Source organism: Aeromonas sp. 2692-1 (genome assembly GCF_013085505.1).
GTDB classification, from domain to species: Bacteria; Pseudomonadota; Gammaproteobacteria; order Enterobacterales; family Aeromonadaceae; genus Aeromonas; species Aeromonas hydrophila.
Genome location: NZ_CP038513.1, coordinates 4,645,436 through 4,670,386 on the forward strand (window position 1 = coordinate 4,645,436; position 24,951 = coordinate 4,670,386).

The window sequence follows — 24,951 nt, forward strand, 5'->3', positions numbered from 1 at the left end:
GGGTAAAACAAAGAAAGCCAGGCAAATACCCAGCTCTCTTCAACTACACCTTCCCAGTATGTCAGGCTCGAGGAACGAAGCCGACTACATCATATACGCTGGCCAGGGTTTTTTCAGCCCTTTCCCGCGCCTTTTGTGCACCGGCCGCCAAAATGGCCTGCAGATGAGCCTCATCCTGACGCAGCTCGTGGAAGCGGGCCTGAATCGGCTCCAGCAGGGCAACCACGGCCTCGGCGGTTTCGGTCTTGAGGTGACCGTACATCTTGCCTTCGAAATGCTGTTCCAGCTCGGGGATGGAGCGACCGGTCACCCCGGACATCAGGGTCAGCAGGTTGGAGACCCCCGGCTTGTTTTCCGGATCGAAACGCACCACCGCCGGCTCGTCGGAGTCGGTCACCGCGCGCTTGATCTTCTTGACGATCTGCTTGGGATCTTCCAGCAGGCCGATGAAGTTGGCCTCGTTGTCATCCGACTTGGACATCTTCTTGGTCGGATCCTGCAGGCTCATCACCCGGGCGCCTTCGGTCGGAATGAAGGGCTCCGGCAGGGTGAACACCTCGCCGTAGAGGTTGTTGAAGCGGGTGCAGATGTCGCGGGTCAGCTCCAGATGCTGCTTCTGATCGTTGCCCACCGGCACCTGATTGGCCTGATAGAGCAGGATGTCGGCAGCCATCAGCACCGGATAACCGAACAGGCCGACGTTGACGTTGTTCTCGAAACGGGCGGATTTGTCCTTGAACTGGGTCATACGCGACAGCTCGCCCATCTGGGTGTAGCAGTTCAGGATCCAGCCAAGCTCGGCGTGCTGCGGCACGTGGGACTGGATGAAGACGGTGCTCTTGGCCGGGTCGATGCCGACCGCCAGATAGAGGGCGGCGGCGTCCAGACAGGCCTTGCGCAGGGCGGCCGGATCCTGGCGGGTGGTGATGGCGTGCAGATCGACGATGCAGTAGAGGCAGTCGAAGTCATCCTGCATGTTGACCCACTGACGCAGGGCCCCCATGTAGTTGCCGATGGTCAGCTGGCCCGATGGTTGGGCCCCGCTCAATACGATAGGTTTAGTCATCAGAGTGTTGATCCTTGTTATTCGGCCTGCCTGGCCAGCTTATTCGGCCAGCAGCGCGTCGAGCTGGGCAAACTGTTCGCATACCCAGTCCGGGCGGGAATCTGCGATGGGACGGCCGTAGTTGTAGCCATAGGTCAGTCCCACCACCTTCATGCCGGCAGCCTGAGCAGCCAGCACGTCATTTTCGGAGTCGCCCACCATCAGGGTGCGCGACGGGCTGACGCCCAGCTCGTGGCAGGCCAGCAGCAGCGGCTCCGGGCTCGGTTTCTTGACGGGCACGCAGTTGCCCCCCAGCCAGAGTGCGAAACAGTCGCCGATGCCGAGGGCATCGAGGATCGGCTGCACAAAGTGACTCGGCTTGTTGGTCACGATCCCCTGCTGGTAACCCAGCGCCTGCAGGCGGCGCAGGCTCTGCTCGACCCCGTCATACATGGCCAGCCCTTCCAGCAGGCAAGCCTGATAGTGACGGTCAAACAGCGGACGGGCGCTGGCAAACAGCTCGGGCGCTGCGCGATAGTCCAGCGCGCGCTGGATCAGCTTGTCGGCACCGTTGCCGACCCAGGTCCGCACCACGGCCTCGTCGGCCTCGGTCAGCCCGAGTTCGGTCAGCGTACGGTTGACCGCCAGCGCCAGTTGCGGGGCGCTGTCGATCAGGGTGCCGTCCAGATCGAACAGCACCAAGTCAAAATCACGTTCAGCGTTTGACATGAGAGAGCTCCGCCCGCATCTCGTCGATCACCGCCTTGTAGTCCGGACGACTGAAGATGGCCGAGCCGGCCACGAACATGTCGGCGCCAGCCTGGGCAATTTCACGAATGTTGTCGACCTTGACCCCACCGTCGATCTCGAGGCGAATGTCGCGGCCGCTCTCGTCGATGAGGCGACGCACCTGGCGCAGCTTGTCGAGGGTGCCTGGAATAAAGCTTTGGCCACCAAAGCCCGGGTTGACCGACATCAGCAGGATCACATCCAGCTTGTCCATCACGTACTCCAGGCAGGTGAGCGGCGTGGCCGGGTTCAGTACCAGGCCGGCCTGGCAGCCCTGCTCCTTGATGAGGCCCAGGGAGCGGTCGACGTGGTCGGACGCTTCCGGGTGGAAGGTGATGAGGGAAGCACCCGCCTTGGCAAAGTCGGGAATGATGCGATCCACCGGCTTGACCATCAGGTGCACGTCGATGGGGGCTTCGATACCGTAGTCACGCAGGGCCTGGCAGACCATGGGGCCTATGGTCAGGTTGGGCACATAATGGTTGTCCATCACGTCGAAATGGACCACGTCGGCACCGGCGGCCAGCACCTTGGCGACATCGTCCCCCAGACGGGCAAAGTCGGCGGAGAGGATCGAGGGGGCAATCAGAAAGTCTTTCATCAGCGTCATCCATTGGCAGCGTGGCAGAAAAAGCGGCGCAATTTTACCGCAAACGGACGCTGAAAACGACCCGCACACGGTACGGAAAAAGCGAACGCCATCATCACCGCAAACAGGCACTAAAAACGGCCCGCACACGGTACGGAAAAAGCGAACACCATCATCACCGCAAACGGACGCTGAAAACGACCCGCACACGGTACGGAAAAAGCGAACACCACCATCACCGCAAACAGACACTGAAAACGCCCCACACGCAGTACGGAAAAAGCGAACACCTTCATCACCGCAAACGGATGCTGAAAACGACTCGCACACGGTACGGAAAAAGCGAACACCATCATCACCACAAACGGATGCTGAAAACGACCCGCACATGGTACGGAAAAAGCGGACGCCATCATCACCGCACACAGGCACTGAAAACGGCCCACACGCGGTACGGAAAAAGCGAACGCCACCATTGGCCGCAGCAGATATAAAAAACGGCACCCCGAGGTGCCGTCTGTGTCAGCCAAGTGGCGCCAGTTCGGCGTCGCTCGGGTAGTAGCCCTGCTCCGGCTCGATGCCGGGCGGATAGAGCGCCAGCAACTCGGCCACCTTGTTGCGGGTGCCGCCGTTGCGGCTGATGGTGCGCTTGACCAGGATTTCGTCGAGGCGGGCGCCGCGATAGAGCTCGCGGGTCAGCTCGATGTCGTGGTTGCTGATGAGCACGGGCACCCCTTTGCGCGCCGCGGTGTGGCGGGCCAGCCTGGCCAGCACGGCCTGATCGTCCAGGGTGAAACCACCAGCCGAATAGGTGGTGAAGCTCGCGGTAGTGGAAAGCGGAGCATAGGGGGGATCGCAATAGATCACCCAATCCTCTTCCGCACGCTGGATGGCATCGGCATAGCTTTCACAGATGAAGGTCGCCTTCTGCGCCTTCTCGGCGAAGGCCCACAGCTCTTTTTCCGGGAAATAGGGCTTCTTGTAAGAACCGAACGGGACGTTGAAGCCCCCCTTCTTGTTGTACCGGCACAGGCCGTTGAAACCATGTCGATTCAGAAACAGGAACAGCAGGGCGCGCTCGAAGCTGGTGTCGGTCTGGTTGAACTGGGTACGCAGCCGGTAGTAGGCCGCCTTGTGGTTGTGCTCGGTCACGAACAGCTTGCGCGACTCAGCGATGAACCGATCCGGCGTCAACTTGAGATGATTGTAAAGACCGATCAGATCCGGATTGATGTCGTTGAGCACATAGGCGTCGTAGTCGGTGTTGAGAAACACGGACCCGGCCCCGACGAAGGGCTCCAGCAACACACGCCCGGCCGGCAAACGCTCGGCAATCTCTTCAACCAGGGAGTATTTTCCCCCGGCCCATTTTAAAAAAGCGCGTGTTTTTTTCATGGAAATCCGGTGTTAAGAAGGCATCGACCAAAAAAGGGGGACGATTCTACCCCCTTCCCGGCCAAAATGGCTATTGCTTCAACTCTTTTTGTACCTGCGCAAACGACTTGGGCCAGGGTTGACCCTTCAGCAAGGCGGGCGACAGCTTGCGAATGGCGGCCTTGGCCTGGTTGCTGCTGGCGTAGTCCCCCTGCAGCACCACGTACCAGGGGCTGCCGCGGAACTTGGTCTGATAGACCCAGATCTTGCCAGCCAGACCATTTTCGGCCACGAACTTGTCCACCGCCTTGGTGTTGCTCGCGCCCATCAGCTGGATGCTGTAGTGGTTTCTTGGCTTCTTGTTCAGAGTGGCAGCGGGGGTCAGCGCCACCTTGGGAGCTGGTGCCGCCACCGGTTCAACCGCGACTGGCTTGGCCACCGGCTTGCTGGCCGCTGGCGTGGGTTGGGCCTTGGCGGTGTTTGCCGGCTGGGCAGTCTGAGCAGTGGCATTGGGTGTAACAGCCTGCTCGGCAGAGGTCCCCTGAGTGGCCGCCGCTTGCGAATCGGCGCCGGTCAGCTCATCCACCACCGCAGTCGGCAGGGCGCCGCTGACGTTGGGCTGCTTCATCAGCTTCTCGACCACCTCGTCGGAGATCACCACCCGGCGTCCTTCGTAGTTGGTCGATTCGGTGGTCACGGTGTCGCTCTCCACCGCCTTGGGCAATACCTTGGCATCCGGCTGCCAGTCGCGGACCACACCGCCGGGATTGCTGGCGGCACCATCACTGGCCGTACTCTGGCTACCGTTCTGGCTGGTATTGCTGCCGCCGATGGTCAGCGGATCGCCACCCGAGACGGGGATGGGCAATGCCGTGGTTTGGGTGGGCTCGGGGGCGGTACTCTTGCTGTCGCCGCCAAACAGGGCGGGCAGCAGATAACTCAGCGCCAGCAGACCGCCGGCCAACAGGGCCAGCAGGGTCGCAATCTTCTTGACGGGCAACTCGGCCTGACGTTTCTTGGGCCTTCTGTCGGTCATGATATCCTCCAGTAACTGCATGATGGTGGACGGATGTCCATTTGCCACTTTCAGGATCTCTTCCACTTTCGGCTTGGGCAAGAGGGCTGTCGGGATCTTGAGCTCTTTGGCCTTCTCATACAAGAAGATGCGTTGTTCGGGCGCGCCAAGCGGCGCGACTTCCAGCTCCAGCGCGGGCATCGACCGCCCTTTCAGCTGCGCCTTCTGATTGCGACACCAGACGTCACTGCCGGAGAGCACGATGGCCAACTGATGGGGGATCTTCAGAGTATCGTTGTGACGACACAGGCTCCACAACTCGCCGACCAGCTCGGCAGGCAGCTCATCGGCCCGCTCGATCAGCAGCAACAGGGTGGCGGGTTTGCCTTCCAGCATGCGGAAAAAGCTGTCTGCCAGCGCATCCTGCGGGTTGAACAACGGCCGGGCCACCACCTGGGGCAGCAGCAGCTGGCGCACGTCCACCATCTTCATGGCGGGGCTGCCGATCAGGCTGACGACCCGCACTTTTTCCGGCAGCGCTCCCAGCAGGGATTCGCACAGCGTGCCGCGACCACTGCCGGGTTTGCCGGAGAGAAAGATAAAAGGATGATTGAATTCAATCAGATGCAGCAGCCGGTCAACCAGCTGCCGCTGGGAGGGAAATTTCAGCAGTTTATTCGTCACGACCAGACTCGATCACCGCCAGCAGTTCAGCATCGGAGACATCGGCCACCACCTGGGCATGACCAATGCCGACCGGCAGTACCAGACGCAATTTGCCTTCCAGCACCTTCTTGTCGCGGCGCATGTGGCGAATGAAGGCCGAAAAATCCATCTCTGGCGGCGCCGTCACCGGCAGATTGGCTGCCAGCAGCAAGGCCCGGATACGGTCTACCTGTTGCTCGGTCACGTCCCCACGGGCCAGGGCGGTATTGGCGGCCAGCATGGTGCCTGCCGCCACGGCTTCGCCGTGCAGCCAGTTGCCATAGCCCTTCTCGGCTTCAATGGCATGGCCAAAGGTGTGGCCCAGATTAAGCAGGGCACGCACACCGTGTTCGGTCTCGTCCTGGCCAACCACATCGGCCTTGATCTCGCAGCAGCGGCGGATGGCATAGGCCAGCGCAGCCGGCTCCTGCGCCTGCAGACGGGACATGTTGGCTTCGAGCCAGCAGAAGAATTCGACATCCCAGATGATGCCGTATTTGATCACCTCGGCCATGCCGGCGGCAAATTCGCGGGCAGGCAGGGTCTGGAGGCACTCGGTATCGATCACGACGTGCCTGGGCTGATAGAAGGCCCCGATCATGTTCTTGCCGAGGGGGTGGTTGACGGCAGTCTTGCCACCAACGGAGGAATCAACCTGGGAGAGCAGTGTGGTAGGCACTTGAATGAACGGAATGCCACGTTGATAGCTTGCAGCAGCGAAGCCGACAACGTCCCCTATCACACCGCCACCCAGGGCAATCAGAGTGGTATCACGACCATGGTTGGTTTCCAGCAGAGCGGACATGATCCGCTCAAAGGTAGCCAGGGTCTTGTAGGCCTCGCCATCAGGCAGGATCAGGTGTTCAACCTGATAGCCCGACAGCAACTGGACAATCCGCTCAAGATACAAGGGCGCAACCACTGTGTTGGTCACAATCATGACCCGCTTACCCTTGATGGTTTGCGTCAGCACCTCTGCGTGCTGCAACAGACCTGCGGCTATCTCGATGGGATAGCTGCGTTCACCCAGTTCGACCTTCAACCTTTCCATGGACGTCCTCTATATTACATGCCGATCAACTTAACGATTTGATTGGCAACAACTTTAGCGCTCTGGTCATCAGTCTGGATGACAAAGTCAGCCACTTCTTCATACAGGGCGTTGCGTTCTTGTGCCAGACGCTCGAGTACTTCGCGCGGCGGCTCTTCGGTTTGCAGCAAGGGGCGACGCTTGTCTCTTTGCGTACGAGCCAGTTGCTTCTCAATGGTGGTTTCGAGGTACACCACGATGCCGCGAGCAGAGAGCTTGTTGCGTGTTTCACGGCTTTTGATGGCACCGCCACCCGTCGCCAGCACGATACCCTGCTGTTCGGAAAGGTCACCGATGACCTTCTCTTCGCGGATCCGGAAACCCTCTTCGCCTTCAACATCGAACACCCAGCCGATATCGGCACCACTGCGGCGCTCAATCTCATGATCTGAGTCGAAAAACTCCATATGCAGTTGTTCTGCCAGATGTCTACCTATGGTGCTCTTGCCCGCACCCATGGGACCTATCAGGAAAATATTGCGTTTCTCAGCCATGTCTTTTCGTTAGTAATTACAAACTGTACGACCCCGACAAACTCTCGACCGGGGTACCTATGAACCTTATCTTGCGATGGATCAGAAGGGGGATTATCTCAATAGAAATCAGGACTGGCAACCGCAGCCCTTACGCCCCAGCCTCATTGGGGCGTAAGGTTATATGTGTTTTACCTTCACATGTAAAGTCTTCAGAAGGCGTCGGTGACTATCTTCGGCGTCACGAAAATCAGCAGCTCACGCTTTTTGTTCTCGCTGGTTGTCTTGCGAAACAACACCCCCAGACCCGGGATATCGCCCAGCAGGGGCACCTTGCTGACGTCGCTCTTAATGGTCTGTTGATAGATGCCACCAAGCACCAGGGTCTCGCCATTGTTGACCAGCACCTGGGTGGTGATGGACTGGGCGTTGATGGAGACGGCATCACCGGTACCGGTCGGCACGGTTTCACCCTTGGTATCCTGGGTCACGGTCAAATCCAGGATCACCCTGTTGTCGGGGGTGATCTGCGGCGTCACTTTGAGGCTCAGCACCGCCTTCTTGAAGGTGACCGAGGTTGCCCCGCTGGAAGAGGACTCCACATAGGGGATCTCGGTACCCTGCTCGATCAGCGCCGGTTTCTGGTTGGCCGTGGTGACCCGGGGACTGGCGATGATCTCGGCTTTGCTCTCTTTCTCCAATGCCGACAGCTCGAGATCCAGCAAGGTACCATCCGCCAGCCGCGCCACCTGGAAGGCCAGGGTACCGGCCGCATTGGTCACCGGCAGATTGACGTTCAGCCGATCGTCAACCCCTGGTCGGGTGATGGTCGAGCCGCCATTGTTGTTGCCGGAACCGTCATTGCCCTCGATGGTGCCCGAGGTACTGTTGCCGTGACCGTCATTCTTGGTTACCCCCCAACGCACCCCGAGCGCCTCGTCAAAACCGTCATCAATGGTCACCATGCGCGCCTCGATCACCACCTGCTTGACCGGAATATCCAGGATATCCAGCATCCGCTTGATGTTGCTGATGACGTCGGCAGTGTCCTTGACCACCAGCACGTTGGTCCGCTCATCGACGCTCACCGCCCCCTTGGAAGAGAGCAGCTTGGTGCTCTCGGACGAGAGCAGCGCCGCCACTTCGGATGCCTTGGCATAGTTGATCTGCAGATACTCGGTATAAAGCGGGGCCAGATCGGCGACCTGGTTGCGGCTCTCCAGCTGCTGTTTCTCGCGGGCGGCAATCTCTTCGGCCGGCGCGACCAGCAGGATGTTGTTGTCCAGCCGCTTGTCGAGCCCCCGCACCTTCAAGATGATGTCGAGTGCCTGCTCCCAGGGCACCCCGTCCAGCCGCAGGGTGATGTTGCCCGACACCGAATCCGTGGTCACCAGATTGAGGTTGTTGAAATCCGCGATGAGCTGCAGCACGGTTCTCACCGGGATATCCTGGAAGTTGAGAGAGATGGGTTTGCCCTGATACTGCTTGCCGGCAGTCGCCGCGGTGCGCTTTTTCACCTCGACGATGAACATCTTGTCCGCCTGATCATAACGGTAGTCAAACTGGCCGTTGACCGAGAGTTCGAACAGGGTGTCGTTACCCTGGCGGAACACCTCAACCTGAGAGACAGGGGTCGCAAAATCCTACACGTTGATCAGATTAAGCAAATCGTCCGGTACCCGGGTACCGTGAAACTTGGCAAGCACCGTCTGACCACGGCTGCTGACGTCAACGGCGGCGGAGCTGTTGTCCAGCGTCACCAGAAATTCTCCCTGCCCGTCCTTGCCACGCCTGAAGTCGACCCCCTTCACGGAATTGAAGTAGGCACCGCTGGCCGCCGTCTGTGGTGATGGCAAGACAGGCTTGCTGGCCACGGGCGCTGCCACTGGAGCGCTCTGGCGAGCAAGCAGCTGACTGTTGATCAGGGCGGACGAGGCTGCCGGCTGGGTATTGATAAGTGCAGACGAGGTCGGCTGGGGGGCCACCAGCCCGGAGGATGCTGTGGTGGCTGGCAGCGGCATGGCTGCTTTTTCTCCCAGTGCCACCAACAACTTGTTGCCCTGCTGATGCACCTGATAGGGGGTCAGTTGATCGAGGGCGATCTTGATATCGAGACCTGCTCCCTTGCCCTCAACCTTGAGGTTGTCCACCCCTTGCTGCTTGATGGGCAACGGGTTCACGTTGAGCGCACCCACCGCCCCCGGCACATGCAGCAGCAGTTGGTTGGGTTCATAGGAGAGACGATCGGTAAATCCGCTGACCGGTTCACTGAAACTCAACTCCAGCAACAGCTGGTCCGCCATCAGCGGATTGACCTTGACCTCCTGCAGGGTTGCCACGGCCCAGGCCTGGCTCCATGCTCCGGCGCAAAACAGCAGGGTAACTCGGGCTACCATACCTATTGTTGTTTTCATCGCATCATCCCTGATTATCGTTTTGCTTCAAGATTGGCCATGCCCAGCTGAGTTTCTCGGGTCACCCAGCATCCTTTGCCATCCGGTATAGTCTCAATCAAATCCACATAGGTGTCAGTGATCCTGATCACCCGTCCCTGATCCAGTCCCATGTGTTGATTGAGACCCACCCGGATGGATTGACCATCAGGAGTCCTGATCAAGGCCCACAACTGTCCCTGCTTGCCAAGTGAGCCCTGCATACTCAGGCTGGCCAATGAATAGCGCTCCAGTACTTCTTTCTCCCTGTTGGCAACGATCTGGGCGCAATCCGGCTTCACCTTGGCATCCACCTTGGCACTGCTGGTTTCAGGCTGGGGGGCGATGAAGGGGCTGCGCTGATCGCTGAGGTGATAAGCCATGGGGGAAAAGGGCTTGATTTCGGGAAGAGGCTCGATGGGTACTGGTTTTCTGGCCTTGGTTGCGGCCACATAGTTGTCCATGTCGTCCTGCCCACCGCAGGCGGTCAACAACAGGGCAGGCAACAGCACGCAGAGTAGCTTCATTTGGTCTGCCCCACGGTTTTGCCATTGTATTTGTAGGTTTTGGCCAGCATCGACATGGCAATCATGTCACCCTGCTCCTTGCCCTGTCCCAGCGTGAACGATTCCAGGATGACGATACGCGGCAAGGCCGCCATGTCGGCCGTGAACTTGCCTATCTCATGATAAGTACCCACCACTTCGATTCGCATGGGCAGCTCGGTGGAGAACTCGTGTTTGATCTCGGGCTCCCAATTGATGCGATTCAATTTGAGCCCATTGTCGGTAGCAATGAAACTGATGTCATCCAGCAATCCGGCCACTTCGTGAGTATTCGGCAACTGCTTGAGCTGGGTATCCACCAGCTGTTCGAGCTGCACCATCTGAGTCTTGTATGCACCGAGGTTGGCAGCCAGCATCGCCTTGCTCTCGAACTGCGCCTTGAGCTCGGCTTCCTTGTTGATCTCCTGGGTCAACAGGGTCAGTGAGTTGGCAATCACGTAGTAATAGATGGCCCCCCCCAGCAAGGCACAGAAGAACAGGATGAAAATCCCCTTCGCCAACTTGGGCCAGCTGGCTATATTGTTGAGATCCAGTTCGTTGAACTGTTGTAGATTCATTGTTGCCCCTTAGCCACATCGACCGTGGCACCTGCCGCACCCGCGACCTGGAACATCATGGAGAACTGGCTGAGCGAAACTGGCGCCACATCGGCCGCAAAAATCGTGCTGATCTGCGACTGCCCCAGCCAGCCGGAGCCATCGATACGACGCATCATGCTGGCTACCCTGCCATAGGCCTCGGTCTTGCCATTCACATCTATTTGGTTGTTCTGCAAGGCAAGCGTATTGAGGTAAACCCCGTTGGGAACCAGCGAAGGCAACTGGTTGAACAGGCGAACCGGCAGATTGCGGCGCATCTGCAGGTGTTCGATCAATTGCATGCGATCGATCAACTCCTTGCGTCGCTCCTTGAGCAGGCGGATCTCGCCAAGCTGGGCATCAAGGATGGTCATCTCCTGCTGCAAACGCTGGTTGCGCTGCTGCTGATGGCCTATCTGCTGCTCCACCAGCCAGTCGGCGGCAAAGCCAAGTGAAGCCGTGATGGCCATGAAGATTCCCAGCATGACCCCGAATTGCTTCTTCTGCCGCTGGGCTCTGGCCTCGCGCCAGGGCAGGAGGTTTATATTTGACATGGCGTGAAGCTCCTCAATGCCAGACCCAGCGCCGTCATGAACTTGGCACCGTGGACCGCCCCCTCCCCTTTCGGCTTGCCGAACAGGGCAAAGGGATCAGGATGCAATACCTCACAGTTCAACTCGCTGCCGACCTGGGCCGCCAGCCCGGGCAGCAGGCTGCCACCACCGGTGAGCACCAGTCTGGAAAGCTCCCTGTGCCCGGAAGAGCTGCAAAACAGCTGCACGTTCCGCCTGACTTGCTGCAGCAGGGCATTCATATGGGGTAGCAACACATCCAGTTCGTGATCAACTGGCAGCTTGCCTTGCAACTTGGCCTGCTCGGCATCATCCAGCGACAGGTTGTAGAAAGAGGCCAGCGCCTGACTATATTGATCGCCACCGAAGTTTTGCAGGCGTGAGTAGATAACCTCTCCTTTTACCTGTGCGGCAAAGGTCATGGCACTCGCTCCGATATCGATCACACCGACCGGTTTCTCCCACTCCTGCAGCTCCGGCAGGCAGGCAAGCACGGCGCGGCCCAGTGCGTGGGCGCCCACATCCACCACCTTGGTGGTCATGTCGGCTTCCGCCAGCGCGGTCACCCGCCCGCTCACGCTCTCGGTGCGGGCCGCACTCAGCAACACTTCGCGGCGCTCCTGATCATTGACCTTGCCCAGAATTTCAAAATCCAGGCTCACTTCATCTAGGGGAAAGGGAATGAGTTGTTCGGCCTCGAGCTGAACCTGGTTCTCCAGCTCCTTTTCACCCAGTGCGGCATCCACTTGAATGACTTTGGTGATCACGTTGGAACCGGTGACGGCCGTCGCAACATACTGGCTGCTGCCCGAGATGAGGCGCTTGAGGGCCTTCAGAGACTGGCTGACCCGCTCGATATCCTGCAGCTGATAATCGACCAGAGTGCCTTTGGGAGTGGCGACTTCGGCCACCGATTCGAGATGCAGCTTGCCGGGACGACCGGTAATGGTCACGGCCTTGATGGTCTGGCTGCCAAAATCAATACCCGCCAGAGGAAGCAGAGAACCTTTGTTGAATAGCCCAAACATATACACATCCATGCGTTATTGGGTTTTAGGATTGATTGTAGGACAGCTAATCAGAAGATGATGACTTAACTCATCCTAAATGCTCTATCTATCAATGTCATAAAGTTTATGCCGAAAAGTGATACAACTCGCTTTCCGGCCGCCCCTCGCCTCCCCTTGGTTATTGAGCCGCAGAATGCTAACCTCCCGCCTCTTCTCGAGGAGCCGGGCAGCCGTCAGGAAAACCTCGAATTTCCGGAGGCAAAAGGGCTATACTCTGCGCCCGTTGGCTAATTTTAAGACGATTGGTAGTTCTTCCATGCTGAAATGGCTCGTACGCCTGTTTATTGTCATGATGCTGGGTGCTGTGCTGGGTGTTGCCAGCCTCATCGGTATCTACTTCTACATCAAGCCCCAGTTGCCGGATGTGACCGCGCTGCGCGACGTCAAGCTGGCCACCCCGATGAAGGTGTACAGCCGGGATGGGGAATTGATCTCCCAATTTGGCGAAATTCGTCGCATCCCGCTGCATCTGGATGAAATTCCCCAGTCCATGATCGATGCGGTCCTGGCGACCGAAGATGCCCGTTTCTATGAGCACCCGGGGATCGACCCCATCGGCATCATTCGCGCCGCCACCGTTTGGGCCGTCTCCGGTCAGGCCCGCCAGGGCGCCAGTACCATCACCCAGCAGGTCGCCCGCAACTTCTTCCTGAGCAATGAAAAGACGCTGGTGCGCAAGATAAAAGAGGTCTTCCTGGCCTGGCGCATCGAGCAGAATCTCTCCAAGGACGAGATCCTGCAACTCTATCTCAACAAGATCCCGCTCGGCTACCGGGCATTCGGGGTCGGTGCCGCCGCCCAGGTTTACTTTGGCAAGGAGGTCAAGGACCTGACGCTGGACGAGATCGCCATCATCGCCGGTCTGCCCAAGGCGCCGTCCATGCTGAACCCGATCCGCTCGCCGGAACGTGCCTTTGCCCGTCGCAACGTGGTACTTGGCCGCATGCTGGAAACCGGCAAGATCACCCAGGCCCAGTTTGACGAAGCGTCCAAGATGCCGGTCAAGGCCCGCTATCACGGTGCCGAGATCACCTTGAATGCCCCTTATCTGGGGGAGATGGTGCGCCAGAAGATGGTGGAGCAGTTTGGTGAAGATGCCTACACCATGGGTCTGCACGTCTACACCACAGTCACCGCCAAGCGCCAGCGCGCCGCCCGGCTGGCCTTGCTCGACGGCGTATTCGACTATGACACCCGCCATGGCTACAAGGGCGTGACCGCCCAGCTGTGGAAAGCGGGCGAAGCCGATTGGGATTATGACAAGATCATGGCCCATCTGGCCAAGCAGCCCACCTATGAGCCGCTGATGGCCGCCGTCGTCACCAAACTGGCTGACAAGAGTGCGACCATAGTGCTGAAGAACGGCAAACAGGCTGAGCTTGGCTGGAACGGCATCAAGTGGGCACGTGCCTTCATCACCGACGATCGCCAGGGCTTTGCGCCCCGCTCGGCCCGCGACATGCTGAAAGTGGGCGCCCAGATCTGGGTTCGGGAAAAAGGTGAAGAGCTGCTGCTCTCCCAGATCCCTGAGGTCAACGCCGCCCTGGTGGCCATGAACCCGCAGGATGGTGCCATCGAGGCGCTGGTCGGCGGTTTCAGCTTTGAGCTCTCCAAGTTCAACCGGGTCGATCAGGCACGCCGCCAGATAGGCTCCAACATCAAGCCCTTCCTCTATGCCACCGCGCTGGAACAGGGCTACACCCTGGCCTCCCTCATCAACGATGCGCCGATCAACCAGTGGGACCCCTCCAAGGGCCCCATGTGGCAGCCCAAAAACTCCCCGGCCATCTATGAAGGCCCCACCTCCCTGCGCCTTGGCCTCGCCAAGTCGAAGAACGTGATGTCGGTGCGCCTGATGCGCGCCATCGGGCTGGATACCTACATCGACGGCCTGACCCGCTTCGGCTTTGCGCGTGATACCATCTCGCCCAACGAATCGCTGGCCCTGGGTGCTGCCGAGTTTACCCCGCTGGAAGTGGTGCGCGGCTACTCGGTCATGGCCAACGGCGGCTTCCAGGTCACCCCCTACTTCATCACCGAAGTCACCGACAGCTTCGGCGCACCTCTTTATCAGGCCAACCCGGCAGCCGCCTGCCGTGATTGTGGCGTGCTGGCTGCCGCCGGTCTCGACAGTGCGGATGCCTATGCCAATACGGCGCCGGACTGGAAAGCCCAGTGCCCCATCGATCCGGTCGTTCCCGGCAACATGGCACCGCAGACCATCAGTGCCCAGAGCACCTTCCTGGTGACCGACACCCTGACCACGGCCATCTGGGGTGGCAATGGCTGGCGCGGTACCGGCTGGCGGGCGGCGCGCGACCTCAAGCGCCACGATATCTCCGGTAAGACCGGGACCACCAACGAATCCCGTGATGCCTGGTTCTCCGGCTATACCCCGAATCTGGTCGCCACCTCCTGGATCGGTTTTGACAACCACCAGCGTGGTCTGGGCCGGGCAGAATTTGGCGGCGGTGCCGCGCAGCCCATCTGGATCGACTTCATGAAGACGGCGCTCAAGCAGGTGCCTGAGCGCAAGATGCCGGTACCGGAAGGGATCATCACGGTGCGGATCGATCGTGAGACCGGCCTGCTGACCAACCGGACCGACGGCAGCAGCATGGAAGAGTTCTTCAAGGAAGGCACCGAGCCGACCCGCTACGCGACACAGAGCTCGGATGGCAATCAGGTGTACGGCGGTGAGGGCTCGCCCACCGATGGCCCCGTCTCCACCGACGATATCTTCTAAACCACAGCAGAAGATAAAAAAACCGGCGCAATGCGCCGGTTTTCTTTTTTGTGGCCCTGCAGTGAAGATGCTCAGTTAGCCAAGCAGGCTCTGCATCAAGCGCGAGATACGAGCGGCCAGCTCGTTGAAGCAGGGACGGCGCACCGAGTAGTGGCGATAGAGCAGCGCTATGGTGCGCCCAGGCACGGGGTCTATCACAGGTCGATAGCTGACGCCGCCCTCTTCGGCGTTGGCGGGCACGGCGAGCCTGGGTACCAGCGTCATGCCGCTGCCGGCAGCCACCATGTTGCGCAGCGTCTCCAAACTGGTGCCCTTGAAGCGCTGATCCTCGCCGATACCGGCGGCGAAGCAGAATCCCATCGCCTGATCCCGCAGACAGTGACCATCGGCCAGCATCAGCAACTTCTTGCCCTTGAGATTGCTGAGCGGCACAGCCTTGGCCTTGGCCTCCGGATGCTGCTGGGGCACCGCCAGCCACATGGGCTCCTGATAGAGCGGGATCGAACCAAACCCCTCCATCCCCTCCAATTCGGCCAGGATCAGGCAATCCAGCTCCCCCTCTTCCAGCCGCTTGAGCAACACCTGGGTCTGCTCTTCATACAGGTAGAACTCCAGCTTGGGAAAGTGCTCGCGCAGATCCTGAATGATGTGAGGCAGCAGATAGGGGCCGACGGTAGGAATGAAGCCGATGTGGATTTCACCGGACATGGGCTCGGCAAAGTGCTGGCCTATGCTCTTGAGCTCGCGCACCTCTTTGAGCACCTTGCGGGCCTGCTGAGCCATGGCATCGCCAGCTGGGGTAAACAGCACCTTGCGCGAGGTACGCTCGATCAGGATCACCCCGAGTTCATCCTCCAGCTTGCGCAGCTGGCCGCTCAGGGTGGGCTGACTGACGAAGCAGCGCTCCGCCGCCTTGCGAAAGTGCTTCTCCTCTTCCAGCGCCACCAAATACTCGAGATCGCGAAGGTTCATACATCCAGAATCCTGCCAACCAATGGGTCCATTAGCATGCCCAAGAACGGCGGAGCGAACAAGGGATGGTGCAAGAGGGAAAGTCGACAGACCGATAAAACAAGGCGGGCCCGGATCCAGGATCCGGGCCCGCAGCAGCGAGCATCCAACCCGCCTTACACCCGGAAGCGGCGCACCATCTCCTGCAACTGGGTCGCCAGGTGATTGAGGTCGTTACAAGCCTGTGCCATCTGGGTTGCACCGGCGGCCACTTCCTCGGAGGCATGACTGATATTGACCACATTGCGGTTGAGCTCTTCACTCACCGCCCCCTGCTCTTCGGTGGCGGTCGCGATCTGGATATTCATGTGGGAGATGCTCTCCACCGAGCCGCTGATCTCGGAGATGGAGGCCCCGGCCTCCCGCGCCGTGCTCACGGTGGAATTCATCATGTCCTGGCTTTGCTGCATGGTGGTGCCGGCCTGCTCGGCCCGCTGCTGCAGTTCAGCGATGATGGTGTTGATCTGGGAGGTGGAATCCTGAGTCCGCTTCGCCAGGGTACGCACCTCGTCGGCCACCACCGCAAAGCCGCGGCCCTGCTCGCCGGCCCGGGCCGCCTCGATGGCGGCGTTGAGCGCCAGCAGGTTGGTCTGCTCGGCGATCCCGCGGATCACCTCCAGCACCATGCCGATGTTGCGGCTGTCGTCGCCAAGCTGACGGATTACCACGGCGGTGCTCTCGATGGCACCGGCCACCTGCTCAATACGCTTGATGGAGTCGTTGACGGTGCGAGCCCCCAGTTCGGCGGTACTGCTGGCGGCGCTGGCGGCACTGGCGGCATCGCTGGTGTTGCGGGACACCTCCTGCACCGTGGCCTGCATCTCGTTCATGGCGGTGGCCAGCTGATTCAGCTCGTGCTGCTGGCTGTTCATGTTGTTGGCGGACTGACGCGCCACCGCACTGATCTCTTCGGCCGCCGAGCTCAGTTGCACCACGGAGCCGGAGACTTCGCTGACCAGGGTACGCAGGTTCTTTTGCATCTCGCCAAAGCCCTTGGCCAGTTGCCCCAGCTCGTCGTTGTTGAACTGGCTGGCGTCAAGATGAGCCGCCAGATCGCCAGCGGCTACCTTGCGGGTCTGCTCCAGCAGCGCCATCACCGGATTGCGGACCTGACCGGTCAGCAGCCAGGCCACCACCACCACGAACAGCACTGTGATGAGGCTCACCACGATGCTCATGGTGCGCGAGCTGCTGTAAAGGTCGGCCACCGACTTCACCATGTTGTCAGCCAGCTCGTTGTTGATCTCGCGCAGACGGTAGGATTTGGCCCCCGCCTCTTCCAGTGCGGCACGAGTCTCGTTCTTGCGCAGGCTCTTCACTTTTTCCAGATCGCCGCTAGCAAAAGCCGCAATCAGCTGCTCGTGTACCGAGAAGTACTTCGCACCAGCGGCCACCAGCTGTTCATAAGTCTGCTTCTCCTCATCGGTGCTGAAGGGCAACGAGCCATACTTCTGCGCCGCCGCGTCAAACTCCTGCTTGGCCTTGTTGAAGGTGACGGTACGTTCGCTCACCTCCTGGGCATCCTTGTTGAGGCCACCAATCACCTGCGCCAGTTCGGAACGACGGGCATCGAGAATGGCCACATGCATCTGGCTGGCATAACGGGTCGATGGCAACAGGTTGCCCGAGATGGTGGCGGTATCGGCATAAAGATGGGACAGCTGAGTGATGGAGAACCACGCCAGCCCCACCACTAGCAGGGCCAATACGGCAAAACCGGCGCTCAACTTCTGACCTATAGACATATTTTTGAACATGATTGGTATCCTTGGCGGCTAGACGCAAGCCCGTGGCCTCAAACGCCCGGGCTATCCCCATAGAGCATAGCGCGATGATCGCAAGCGGATGATTTTCAAACTGTCCGCTACTGAATATATCGTCTCGCCTGGGGATAGCATGAGTGCCAGACAGGTAGGAAAAATCTGCAACGAGCACCTCGGGCGCTGCACATCCGCCACCGGATACGACCTGCTGTTCGCTCAACAATTCATCATGAGCTGGATCTGGCGAACAAACGCCTCTGGTTCACCCAGGAAGGAGGAGGCGGACAAGGGGGTCACTTTGTCGCCCTGCACCAGCCCCAGGGTCGGGTAGCCCTGCCCGCCGAGATGGCGCATCCAACGCTGGCTGTCGGCCAGATGACTCGCCAAATCGGCCTGCTGATAGGCCTTCACAAAATCATCCGCGCCAATGTTCTGCTCCGCCGCCAGGCTGGTCAGATGCTCGAGAGAACCGATCCAGATGCCATCGCGATAGTGGGATTGCTGGATGCGGTGCAGCAGGCTCAGACCGTTGCCACCCAGGGCCGTCACCGCCAGGATGGCGCGGATGGGCTGCTCCGAATCGAGCAGCAGACCATCGCGCAGCAGCAGCTCGTTGAAATAGCGCTCGCCGAAAGGCTGGCCGGTCAGCGCCTGGATCCGCTCGTCATGGGGACGGACGTAATCGCGCAGGGCCTGGCCCATCGCCTGCCTGCGCCCGCCAAGCCAGAGACCACCGGCATGCAGCTCGATGCGCAGTTCCGGGATGGCAGCCGCAGCCTTCAACAGCGGGGCAGCGCCGTAGCACCAGCCGCAGAGGGGATCGTATACATAATGCAGAGTCGTTTCGTTCATGTGATTCACTCGTTCATTCGGCTAAAAAAACCGGGCCCTTGGGCCCGGTAAAAAAACACAGGGAAGTAGGCGTCAGGGGTTTACCACTTCATTTCGCCGGTGTTGACCTTGGCACCGATGGCCAGACCGTCGTCGACCGGCAGGGACGGGTAAGCCTTCTTCAGTGCTTCAATCAGCTGGCCGGAGTTCTTGGCTTTGGCCAGCTCCTGCTCAAAGCGCTCTACGTAGTCACGGGTAAAGGTCACGGCGGTGCTGCCTTTGGGAGCAGTCCCCAGGAAGTGACCCGGCACCACGCGCTCGGGCTTCAGCGCCAGCAGATTGTTCAGCGCCTTGACCCAGTTGCTGCGAGCCGCTTTGGTCTGGCTGTCAGCCATCCACACGTGCACGCCGCTGTAGACCGGTACGCCACCAAACGCCGTCTTGATGGACGGTGCCCACAGGTAGGCATTCGGGGTGTTAATCTCTTTGATCTCGATCTTCTCGCCATCCAGTGTCAGATGGCTGGCCGTCATCACTTGCGGCACGGTCAGGCTCTTCGGTGCACCCTTGCCGAGGATGGGGCTCCAGTAGCTCAGCTTGGCGTCCTTGGTCTGGTTGATATGGTCGACCACATGCTGGTCTGCCAGTACCTTGACGTCCGGGAAGGCTGCCTTGATGGGCTCCAGACCGAAGTAGAAGTCGGGGTCACCGGCACTGATATAGACGGTGGTCAGCTTCTTGCCGCTCTTCTTGATCATGTCCACCAGCGCCTGGCCGTTTTGCACGTCGAACTGGGCATCGATCAGGATCGCTTCTTTGTCACCGGTCACCAGGGAGGAGGAGACCGGGAAGATTGCCTTCTCGCCCGGGTTGTAGACGGTCACGGTGAGCGGGGCGGCCATGGCGGCACCACTCAGCAGGGTGGTGGCCAGGGTCAGGTTGCGGATCAGGGTGTTGTTCATCGGGTATTCCTCATCAAGTCATCAGGGGTTCATCAGATGGACACAGTTTATTGGATCAGTTACGGTACAAATACAGCATAATAAGCGCATAACTGTTGCATTAATCGAGCATATAGAGAGCCTGAAATGGATCGACTGACCGCATTGCGGGTCTTTGTCAGCGTAGTCGAACAGGGCAGCCTGAGCGGCGCCGGGGAGAAACTGGAGATGTCGCGCGCCATGGTGACGCGCTACCTAGCGGAGCTGGAGCAGTGGATGGGGGCACGGCTGCTGCACCGCACCACTCGCCGGCTCAGTCTGACCGGCCCTGGGGAAGAGGCGCTGAACCGGGCCCGGGCCATGCTGGCACTGGGGGAAGAGATGGAGCAGATCGCCGTGCGCGGCGACGAGGCCCCCAAGGGGCAACTGCGCATCACCAGCAGCTACTCACTCTCGGAAGCCCTGCTGGTGGGCGCCGCCAACGACTACCTGGCGCGCTATGCGGGCACCGCCATCGACATCCTGCTGCTGGACCGCACCGTCAATCTGGTGGAGGAGCGGATCGATCTCGCCGTTCGCATCACCAATGACCTCGACCCCAACCTGGTGGCCCGCCGGCTCGGTACCTGTCACTCGGTGGTCTGCGCCAGCCCGGCCTATCTGGCCAGACACCCGACCCCGCACAAGGTGCAGGATCTCGCCCTGCACAACTGCCTCACCTACACCTATTTCGGCAAGAGCCTGTGGGAGTTTCAGGGACCGGACGGACCCGAATCGGTGCCGGTAAGCGGCAACCTCAGCGCCAACATCTCCAACCTGCTGCTGGAGGCGACCCTGGAGGGGGCCGGCATCAGCCTGCAGCCCCGCTACTCGGTCCAACCCCACCTCGACACCGGCACCCTGGTGCCGCTGCTGGCGCAGTGGCAACCCAAGCGACTCGGCGTCTACGCCGTCTACGGCACCCGCAAGCAGATGTCACCGCTGCTACGCAGCTTCCTCGACTTTCTGGTGGAACGCATGGCCGTCGACCCCATGTGGCGAGAGTAGTGGCGGGAACAAGAAACAACGCAAACATGCGAAAGGGGCCAGCAGGCCCCTTTCGCGCATATGTCACACCAATCCGCTGGCGTCAGGCTTCGAAGCCGGTCAGCGGGGCTTCGGCAGGCGTATCCTGCGTCACGTCCAGATAGATATCCCGGTAGGCCACATAGATGGAGTAGTTGAGCGCCGGGATCACCACCAGCAGACCCACCAGCATCAGCGCCGCGCCAAACAGCATCAGGATGGCGGCGATCAGTCCCCACCAGAGGAAGGGCCACATGTTGGTCAGGCAGCCTTTGAAACTCAGTTTGGCGGCCTGCAGGATCCCCACATCGTGGAAAAAGATGAGGGCGGGGGCGAAGGTGATGGCCATCAGCACCGGGATCAGCAGTGCCAGCCCCAGCAGCAGACAGAGCAGCAGGCCCTGGGCCTGGGCTGCAGTGACCACCAGAGATTCCGGATCCTGGGTCAGCAGGGAGGTGAGCCCCCACATGGAGAGCAGCCCCAGGCAGATGAGACCGATCAGGCTGAACAGGGCCAGCACCAGCAGGCCTCCCAGCATCAGCGGGGTCAGCTTGTGGCGAAAGCCGGAGAAGAAATCGGCGAAGCGCAGCGGATTGCCTTCATAACCGTGACGGGCCACCGCCACCCAGCCGGCCCCCCAGACCATGTAAAGCAGCTGGGAGATGAGGCTGCCCGCCGGCAGACGCTCCAGCAGCAGACCGACCGCAAACCAGATGAGGACCATGGCGACACTGACCCCCATCCCCTTGTTGAAGACATCGAAACCGGATCGCACCCAGACCCAGCCACGCCCAATGGGGTGACGAGCAGGTTCTGCGCGCAGGGGGGACAATCCATTCATAACATTTCCTCGGTTCAAAACGGCTGGTTGCCGATTCTAGAGCCATGGGCCGACCGACTCAATGGCGGGTCACCGCCGAGGCCGGTTTTGCACGTCATGGCTGCTTGTATCAGACGTTACGGTTATCATAAGAGACCCCTTTGCAAGGGGCATTCACTTATTCAAGAGAATCCAAGATGCGTACATCTCACCTGGCGCCAATTCTGCTGGCCTCCCTGTTGCTCAACCTCTGGCAGTGGCAGGCCGACCCTGTCAAACCTCAGCCGGGATCCGACACCGCCAGCCCCACCAACAGCCCGTCACAATGCGATTCGGCCACCAGCCAGAACAGCGGCCAGAGCACCGGGCAGAGCCTGCTGGCCAAGCTGCCCGGCAAGGGCAGCCAGAACGAGCCCGCCCCCGCCCAGGAGGTGCTGCCTCCCAACCCCGAGCTGGAAGCCGCCATCAGCCAGTGGAGCCAGTCGAGCGAAGGCTCCGTGCTGATCGAGCGGCTCTATGACGCCGAACAGGGCAGCCAGCTCACCACCGTCTTCGACCGGCTCGACATAGTGGAAGACGTGCGCGGCCAGGTCCAGGAGCAACTGCGCGAGCTCTATCGCCTCGGCTTCGACCATCCCGATGCCTATGAGCAGGAGAGCCAGCGCATCTGGGGCAACCTCAGCAACCTGCTGGGGGAGGATACCCGCACCCGGCTCGAACAGGAGATCTACTCGGGCGATACCAACCGCCTGCTGGAGATCCAGGGTCGCCTGGCGGAGCACGGCGAGCTGCTGGCACCGGCCCAGCGCCAATCCCTGACGCGTCTGCTGAGCGAGGCGAACCAGCAGCTGGCCCAGCAGGAGAGCGGCGATGCCGGCACCTATCTGGAGAACCAGCGCGCCTATACCCAGCGGGTGCTGGAGAGCAGCCGCAGCTTCCTCAATCCGGATCAGCTCAAGGTGGTACAAGACATGCTGGAGCTGGACCTGGTGCGCCAGGAGGTGTCGGTCCAGATGGAGGCCATCTACCAGCGCTTCCAGCCAGCGTCCTGATTTCGTTACCGTTTCGTTTTAGTCAACCCAGTCAGGAATCATCATGAGAGTCGTTTGTTGTCTATTGTTGCTGCTGGCCAGCCAGTCCGCCCTCGCCGAGGGCTTCATCAGTCGCCTGCTCAACCACCCGGTGCCGGGGGGCGTCGCCGTGGTGGCGCTCGGCAGCGAGGCGCAGGCCCCGACCGCCCGCTATCAGGGCAAGCCGGTGCTGGTGGTGCGTGAAGAGGGCAAACGCTGGATTGCCATCGTCGGCATCCCCCTCAAGAGCCAGCCCGGCCCCCACCAGCTGCAGGTGAGCGATGGCCGCACCCTCGGCTTCACGGTCGGCACCAAGCACTACCGGGAGCAACACATCAAGCTCAAGAACAGCCGCCAGGTCAACCCGCTGGCCGAAGACATGACCCGCATCAACCGCGAACTGGCGGAGCAGACCCGCGCCTACCAGACCTTCAGCCCGGCCCAGCCGAGCAATCTGCTGTTCGACAAGCCGGTAGAGGGCCCGCTCTCCAGCCCGTTCGGACTGCGCCGCTTCTTCAACGGCGAGGAGCGCAACCCCCACTCCGGCCTCGACTTCGCGGTCGGTGCCGGCACCCCCATCAAGTCGCCGGCGGCGGGCAAGGTGATCCTGATCGGCAACTACTTCTTCAACGGCAATACGGTGTTCGTCGATCACGGTCAGGGCCTCATCAGCATGTTCTGCCACATGTCGAAGGTCGACGTGAAGCTGGGCCAGAGCCTGCCCCGCGGCGGCATCGTCGGCCGGGTCGGCGCCACCGGCCGTGCCACCGGTCCCCACATGCACTGGAATGTCAGCCTCAACGACGCCCGCATCGATCCCGCCATCTTCATCGGCGCCTTCAAGCCCTGAACCGCTGGCCTGTCAGGGGCGCTCAAAACGAAAAAGGCAGCCTGGGCTGCCTTTTTGATGGCCGACTGACCACATGTCAGGCGGCGTGCTGGCGCGCCTCCTTGCCCATGGCTCGCCACATCACCAGTACCAGCAGGGTGCTGCAGGTGGGCAGCGCCAGCCAGACGCCGGATACCCCCCACAGGGAGGAGAAGCCCCACAGGAAGCCGCCGATCAGCACCAGCTTGCCGCCGGTAAGCAGGGAGGCGATACGGGCCCGGTTGATGGCCTGGAAGTAGGTGGCTCCCACCAGCAGCAGGCCTTCCATCGGCAAGCCCCAGAAGTAGAGCCAGATGCCGAGGCTGGCCACCGGCAAGAGGGCCGCGTTGTCCCCGGCAAACAGGTAGACCACCCCCTCTGGCCACAGATAGAGCGGCAGCATGCCGCACAGGGCCACCAGCAGGGTCACCCCCAGCGCCAGGTTGCGCACCCGCAGCACCCGTGCCCAGTTGCCCGCCCCGGCGTTGAAGCTGGCGATGGGCTGGATGCCCATGGCGATCCCCTCGAAGATGAGATAGAAGAAGGCCTCGCTGTAGCTGATGACGCCGTAGGCCGCCACGTGCAGCGAGGTGCCCACCGCCAGCAGCGCCTTGTTGTGCAGCGCCAGCACCACCGACAGGTAGAGGTACATCAGAAAGCTCGACACCCCGAGTCGCAGCGTCTCCCCCATCAACCGCCAGTCGGGTCGCAGGGTGTCCCAGCCAATGCGCAGCTGGCTGCGCGGGGTGAAGAAGTGCCACAGACAGAGGCCGCCGGTCACCGCCTGGGAGAGCATGGTCGCAATGGCGGCCCCCGCCAGCCCCCAGGGGATCACCGCCATCAGCAGGTAATCGAGCAGCACGTTGAGCACGCCGCCCCCCACCAGGATCCAGGTGGTGAGGCCGGGTCGCCCGTCGTTGCGCAGCAGGGCGGTAAACGCCATGGAGAGCACCGCAAACACTCCGAGCCAGGCATACCACTGCAAATAGGCGAAACCGGCGTCAAAGATGACTCCCTCCGCCCCCATCCAGATCAGCATGGCCTCGCCGTAACGGATGCCGATGAAGGCGAGCAGCCCAGAGGCGATGAGCACCATCACCAGCGCGTTGCCGACGATGTGGCGGGCCCTCGCCTGCTCCCCCTTGCCCAGATAAAACGAGGCGAGCGCCGAGGAGCCCATGCCGATCAGCGCCCCCACCGCATAGAGCACGGCGCAGATGGGGTACGCCAGCATCATGCCGGCCAGCCCGTCCTGACCCAGAATATGGCCGACGAAGATGCCGTCTATGGTGACATAGATGCCGGTGACCAGCATGGCGGCCACGGTCGGGGTGACGTAGCGCCAGAACAGGCGGGAAAGAGGGGCCGTGCCCAGATCGACTGCGGACATAAAATGCTCAACGGAGGGAAAAACGGCCAGAATGATAGCCAAAGCGGGCCGGGAACGCCCGTTATTTATGTTACAAATCATTAATATGGAAAACTTTACCCGCTCCGGCCCCTGCTTTAGGCTAGGGCGACCTCACCTGAACGGAAAC

General features: G+C 60.7%; 22 protein-coding genes and 1 pseudogene. 4 read left to right on the forward strand and 19 right to left on the reverse strand.

Going from position 1 to position 24,951, the window contains the following annotated elements; translation table 11 throughout:
• Nucleotides 1-61 precede the first annotated feature (61 nt).
• From trpS to tapM, 13 genes and pseudogenes are all read right to left on the reverse strand, one after another.
• Entirely contained in the window at nt 62-1,066 is a 1,005-nt protein-coding gene (trpS, locus tag E5E97_RS21645) for a tryptophan--tRNA ligase (RefSeq protein WP_005298400.1), read from the reverse strand.
• Nucleotides 1,067-1,105: 39 nt separating this feature from the next.
• Entirely contained in the window at nt 1,106-1,774 is a 669-nt protein-coding gene (locus tag E5E97_RS21650) for a phosphoglycolate phosphatase (protein ID WP_045789226.1), read from the reverse strand.
• On the reverse strand, nt 1,761-2,435 hold the full coding sequence (rpe, locus tag E5E97_RS21655) for a ribulose-phosphate 3-epimerase (protein ID WP_016351625.1): 675 nt from the start codon (nt 2,433-2,435) through the stop codon (nt 1,761-1,763). Before rpe ends, E5E97_RS21650 begins: the two co-directional genes overlap by 14 nt.
• A gap of 119 nt (nt 2,436-2,554) precedes the next feature.
• Nucleotides 2,555-2,953, reverse strand: coding sequence for a hypothetical protein (locus tag E5E97_RS21660; protein ID WP_171281064.1), 399 nt, complete (start codon nt 2,951-2,953; stop codon nt 2,555-2,557).
• Entirely contained in the window at nt 2,946-3,818 is an 873-nt protein-coding gene (locus E5E97_RS21665) for a Dam family site-specific DNA-(adenine-N6)-methyltransferase (RefSeq protein ID WP_011706963.1), read from the reverse strand. Before E5E97_RS21665 ends, E5E97_RS21660 begins: the two co-directional genes overlap by 8 nt.
• Nucleotides 3,819-3,888: 70 nt before the next feature.
• On the reverse strand, nt 3,889-5,496 hold the full coding sequence (locus E5E97_RS21670) for an SPOR domain-containing protein (protein WP_171281065.1): 1,608 nt from the start codon (nt 5,494-5,496) through the stop codon (nt 3,889-3,891).
• Nucleotides 5,486-6,568, reverse strand: coding sequence for a 3-dehydroquinate synthase (aroB, locus tag E5E97_RS21675; protein ID WP_171281066.1), 1,083 nt, complete (start codon nt 6,566-6,568; stop codon nt 5,486-5,488). Before aroB ends, E5E97_RS21670 begins: the two co-directional genes overlap by 11 nt.
• A gap of 14 nt (nt 6,569-6,582) precedes the next feature.
• Nucleotides 6,583-7,101, reverse strand: coding sequence for a shikimate kinase AroK (aroK, locus tag E5E97_RS21680; RefSeq protein WP_005298388.1), 519 nt, complete (start codon nt 7,099-7,101; stop codon nt 6,583-6,585).
• A 191-nt stretch (nt 7,102-7,292) separates the two neighbouring features.
• A pseudogene (locus E5E97_RS21685) lies at nt 7,293-9,494 on the reverse strand (type IV pilus secretin PilQ).
• 14 nt (nt 9,495-9,508) lie between these two features.
• Nucleotides 9,509-10,039, reverse strand: a complete 531-nt coding sequence (locus E5E97_RS21690) for a pilus assembly protein PilP (protein WP_011706967.1) — start codon at nt 10,037-10,039, stop codon at nt 9,509-9,511.
• Nucleotides 10,036-10,635 (reverse strand): PilO family type IV pilus biogenesis protein TapO, encoded by a 600-nt coding sequence (gene tapO / locus E5E97_RS21695; protein ID WP_171281067.1) that lies wholly within the window; start codon nt 10,633-10,635, stop codon nt 10,036-10,038. The genes E5E97_RS21690 and tapO overlap by 4 nt, the downstream gene beginning before the upstream one ends.
• On the reverse strand, nt 10,632-11,210 hold the full coding sequence (tapN, locus tag E5E97_RS21700) for a PilN family type IV pilus biogenesis protein TapN (RefSeq protein ID WP_011706969.1): 579 nt from the start codon (nt 11,208-11,210) through the stop codon (nt 10,632-10,634). The genes tapO and tapN overlap by 4 nt, the downstream gene beginning before the upstream one ends.
• The gene (tapM, locus tag E5E97_RS21705) at nt 11,198-12,268 is read right to left on the reverse strand and encodes a PilM family type IVa pilus assembly protein TapM (protein WP_216368130.1); all 1,071 of its coding nucleotides are present in this window, start codon (nt 12,266-12,268) and stop codon (nt 11,198-11,200) included. Before tapM ends, tapN begins: the two co-directional genes overlap by 13 nt.
• Nucleotides 12,269-12,554: 286 nt before the next feature.
• On the opposite strand from tapM, the gene E5E97_RS21710 reads away from it, so the two are divergent.
• Nucleotides 12,555-15,044, forward strand: coding sequence for a penicillin-binding protein 1A (locus E5E97_RS21710; protein WP_077095994.1), 2,490 nt, complete (start codon nt 12,555-12,557; stop codon nt 15,042-15,044).
• Nucleotides 15,045-15,119: 75 nt separating this feature from the next.
• On the opposite strand, the gene oxyR is transcribed toward E5E97_RS21710, so the two are convergent.
• The 4 genes from oxyR to E5E97_RS21730 all read right to left on the reverse strand — a co-directional run bounded on the left by oxyR (nt 15,120) and on the right by E5E97_RS21730 (nt 19,611).
• Nucleotides 15,120-16,016 (reverse strand): DNA-binding transcriptional regulator OxyR, encoded by an 897-nt coding sequence (oxyR, locus tag E5E97_RS21715; protein ID WP_029299361.1) that lies wholly within the window; start codon nt 16,014-16,016, stop codon nt 15,120-15,122.
• A 155-nt stretch (nt 16,017-16,171) separates the two neighbouring features.
• On the reverse strand, nt 16,172-17,812 hold the full coding sequence (locus E5E97_RS21720; RefSeq protein WP_171281069.1) for a methyl-accepting chemotaxis protein: 1,641 nt from the start codon (nt 17,810-17,812) through the stop codon (nt 16,172-16,174).
• Nucleotides 17,813-18,034: 222 nt separating this feature from the next.
• Nucleotides 18,035-18,670: a DsbA family protein gene (locus tag E5E97_RS21725; protein ID WP_171281070.1), complete on the reverse strand. Its 636-nt coding sequence runs from the start codon at nt 18,668-18,670 to the stop codon at nt 18,035-18,037.
• A gap of 80 nt (nt 18,671-18,750) precedes the next feature.
• Nucleotides 18,751-19,611, reverse strand: coding sequence for a Vmh family MBL fold metallo-hydrolase (locus E5E97_RS21730; RefSeq protein WP_171281071.1), 861 nt, complete (start codon nt 19,609-19,611; stop codon nt 18,751-18,753).
• A 126-nt stretch (nt 19,612-19,737) separates the two neighbouring features.
• On the opposite strand from E5E97_RS21730, the gene E5E97_RS21735 reads away from it, so the two are divergent.
• Entirely contained in the window at nt 19,738-20,637 is a 900-nt protein-coding gene (locus E5E97_RS21735; RefSeq protein WP_016351639.1) for a LysR family transcriptional regulator, read from the forward strand.
• Between the two features lie 82 nt (nt 20,638-20,719).
• On the opposite strand, the gene E5E97_RS21740 is transcribed toward E5E97_RS21735, so the two are convergent.
• Nucleotides 20,720-21,496: a BPSS1780 family membrane protein gene (locus E5E97_RS21740; RefSeq protein ID WP_171281072.1), complete on the reverse strand. Its 777-nt coding sequence runs from the start codon at nt 21,494-21,496 to the stop codon at nt 20,720-20,722.
• A 176-nt stretch (nt 21,497-21,672) separates the two neighbouring features.
• On the opposite strand from E5E97_RS21740, the gene E5E97_RS21745 reads away from it, so the two are divergent.
• Together E5E97_RS21745 and E5E97_RS21750 are read left to right on the forward strand one after the other, a co-directional pair.
• Complete coding sequence (locus E5E97_RS21745) at nt 21,673-22,527, forward strand: hypothetical protein (protein WP_171281073.1); 855 nt, start codon at nt 21,673-21,675, stop codon at nt 22,525-22,527.
• 43 nt (nt 22,528-22,570) lie between these two features.
• Nucleotides 22,571-23,395, forward strand: a complete 825-nt coding sequence (locus tag E5E97_RS21750; protein ID WP_171281074.1) for a M23 family metallopeptidase — start codon at nt 22,571-22,573, stop codon at nt 23,393-23,395.
• A gap of 76 nt (nt 23,396-23,471) precedes the next feature.
• Here E5E97_RS21750 and E5E97_RS21755 read toward each other — a convergent pair whose 3' ends face one another.
• Nucleotides 23,472-24,803, reverse strand: a complete 1,332-nt coding sequence (locus E5E97_RS21755; RefSeq protein WP_041213679.1) for an MATE family efflux transporter — start codon at nt 24,801-24,803, stop codon at nt 23,472-23,474.
• Between the last annotated feature and the right edge of the window lie 148 nt (nt 24,804-24,951).

Bases quoted from the DNA above. Each gene is read 5' to 3' on its own strand.
- E5E97_RS21690 (WP_011706967.1), bottom strand. From the start codon at position 10,039: ATGAAGCTACTCTGCGTGCTGTTGCCTGCCCTGTTGTTGACCGCCTGC.
- aroB (WP_171281066.1), bottom strand. From the start codon at position 6,568: ATGGAAAGGTTGAAGGTCGAACTGGGTGAACGCAGCTATCCCATCGAG.
- E5E97_RS21710 (WP_077095994.1), top strand. From the start codon at position 12,555: ATGCTGAAATGGCTCGTACGCCTGTTTATTGTCATGATGCTGGGTGCT.
- trpS (WP_005298400.1), bottom strand. From the start codon at position 1,066: ATGACTAAACCTATCGTATTGAGCGGGGCCCAACCATCGGGCCAGCTG.
- E5E97_RS21750 (WP_171281074.1), top strand. From the start codon at position 22,571: ATGAGAGTCGTTTGTTGTCTATTGTTGCTGCTGGCCAGCCAGTCCGCC.
- rpe (WP_016351625.1), bottom strand. From the start codon at position 2,435: ATGAAAGACTTTCTGATTGCCCCCTCGATCCTCTCCGCCGACTTTGCC.
- oxyR (WP_029299361.1), bottom strand. From the start codon at position 16,016: ATGAACCTTCGCGATCTCGAGTATTTGGTGGCGCTGGAAGAGGAGAAG.
- E5E97_RS21665 (WP_011706963.1), bottom strand. From the start codon at position 3,818: ATGAAAAAAACACGCGCTTTTTTAAAATGGGCCGGGGGAAAATACTCC.
- E5E97_RS21725 (WP_171281070.1), bottom strand. From the start codon at position 18,670: ATGAACGAAACGACTCTGCATTATGTATACGATCCCCTCTGCGGCTGG.
- tapM (WP_216368130.1), bottom strand. From the start codon at position 12,268: ATGGATGTGTATATGTTTGGGCTATTCAACAAAGGTTCTCTGCTTCCT.
- E5E97_RS21755 (WP_041213679.1), bottom strand. From the start codon at position 24,803: ATGTCCGCAGTCGATCTGGGCACGGCCCCTCTTTCCCGCCTGTTCTGG.
- E5E97_RS21720 (WP_171281069.1), bottom strand. From the start codon at position 17,812: ATGTTCAAAAATATGTCTATAGGTCAGAAGTTGAGCGCCGGTTTTGCC.
- E5E97_RS21730 (WP_171281071.1), bottom strand. From the start codon at position 19,611: ATGAACAACACCCTGATCCGCAACCTGACCCTGGCCACCACCCTGCTG.
- E5E97_RS21735 (WP_016351639.1), top strand. From the start codon at position 19,738: ATGGATCGACTGACCGCATTGCGGGTCTTTGTCAGCGTAGTCGAACAG.
- E5E97_RS21740 (WP_171281072.1), bottom strand. From the start codon at position 21,496: ATGAATGGATTGTCCCCCCTGCGCGCAGAACCTGCTCGTCACCCCATT.
- E5E97_RS21650 (WP_045789226.1), bottom strand. From the start codon at position 1,774: ATGTCAAACGCTGAACGTGATTTTGACTTGGTGCTGTTCGATCTGGAC.
- aroK (WP_005298388.1), bottom strand. From the start codon at position 7,101: ATGGCTGAGAAACGCAATATTTTCCTGATAGGTCCCATGGGTGCGGGC.
- E5E97_RS21745 (WP_171281073.1), top strand. From the start codon at position 21,673: ATGCGTACATCTCACCTGGCGCCAATTCTGCTGGCCTCCCTGTTGCTC.
- tapN (WP_011706969.1), bottom strand. From the start codon at position 11,210: ATGTCAAATATAAACCTCCTGCCCTGGCGCGAGGCCAGAGCCCAGCGG.
- tapO (WP_171281067.1), bottom strand. From the start codon at position 10,635: ATGAATCTACAACAGTTCAACGAACTGGATCTCAACAATATAGCCAGC.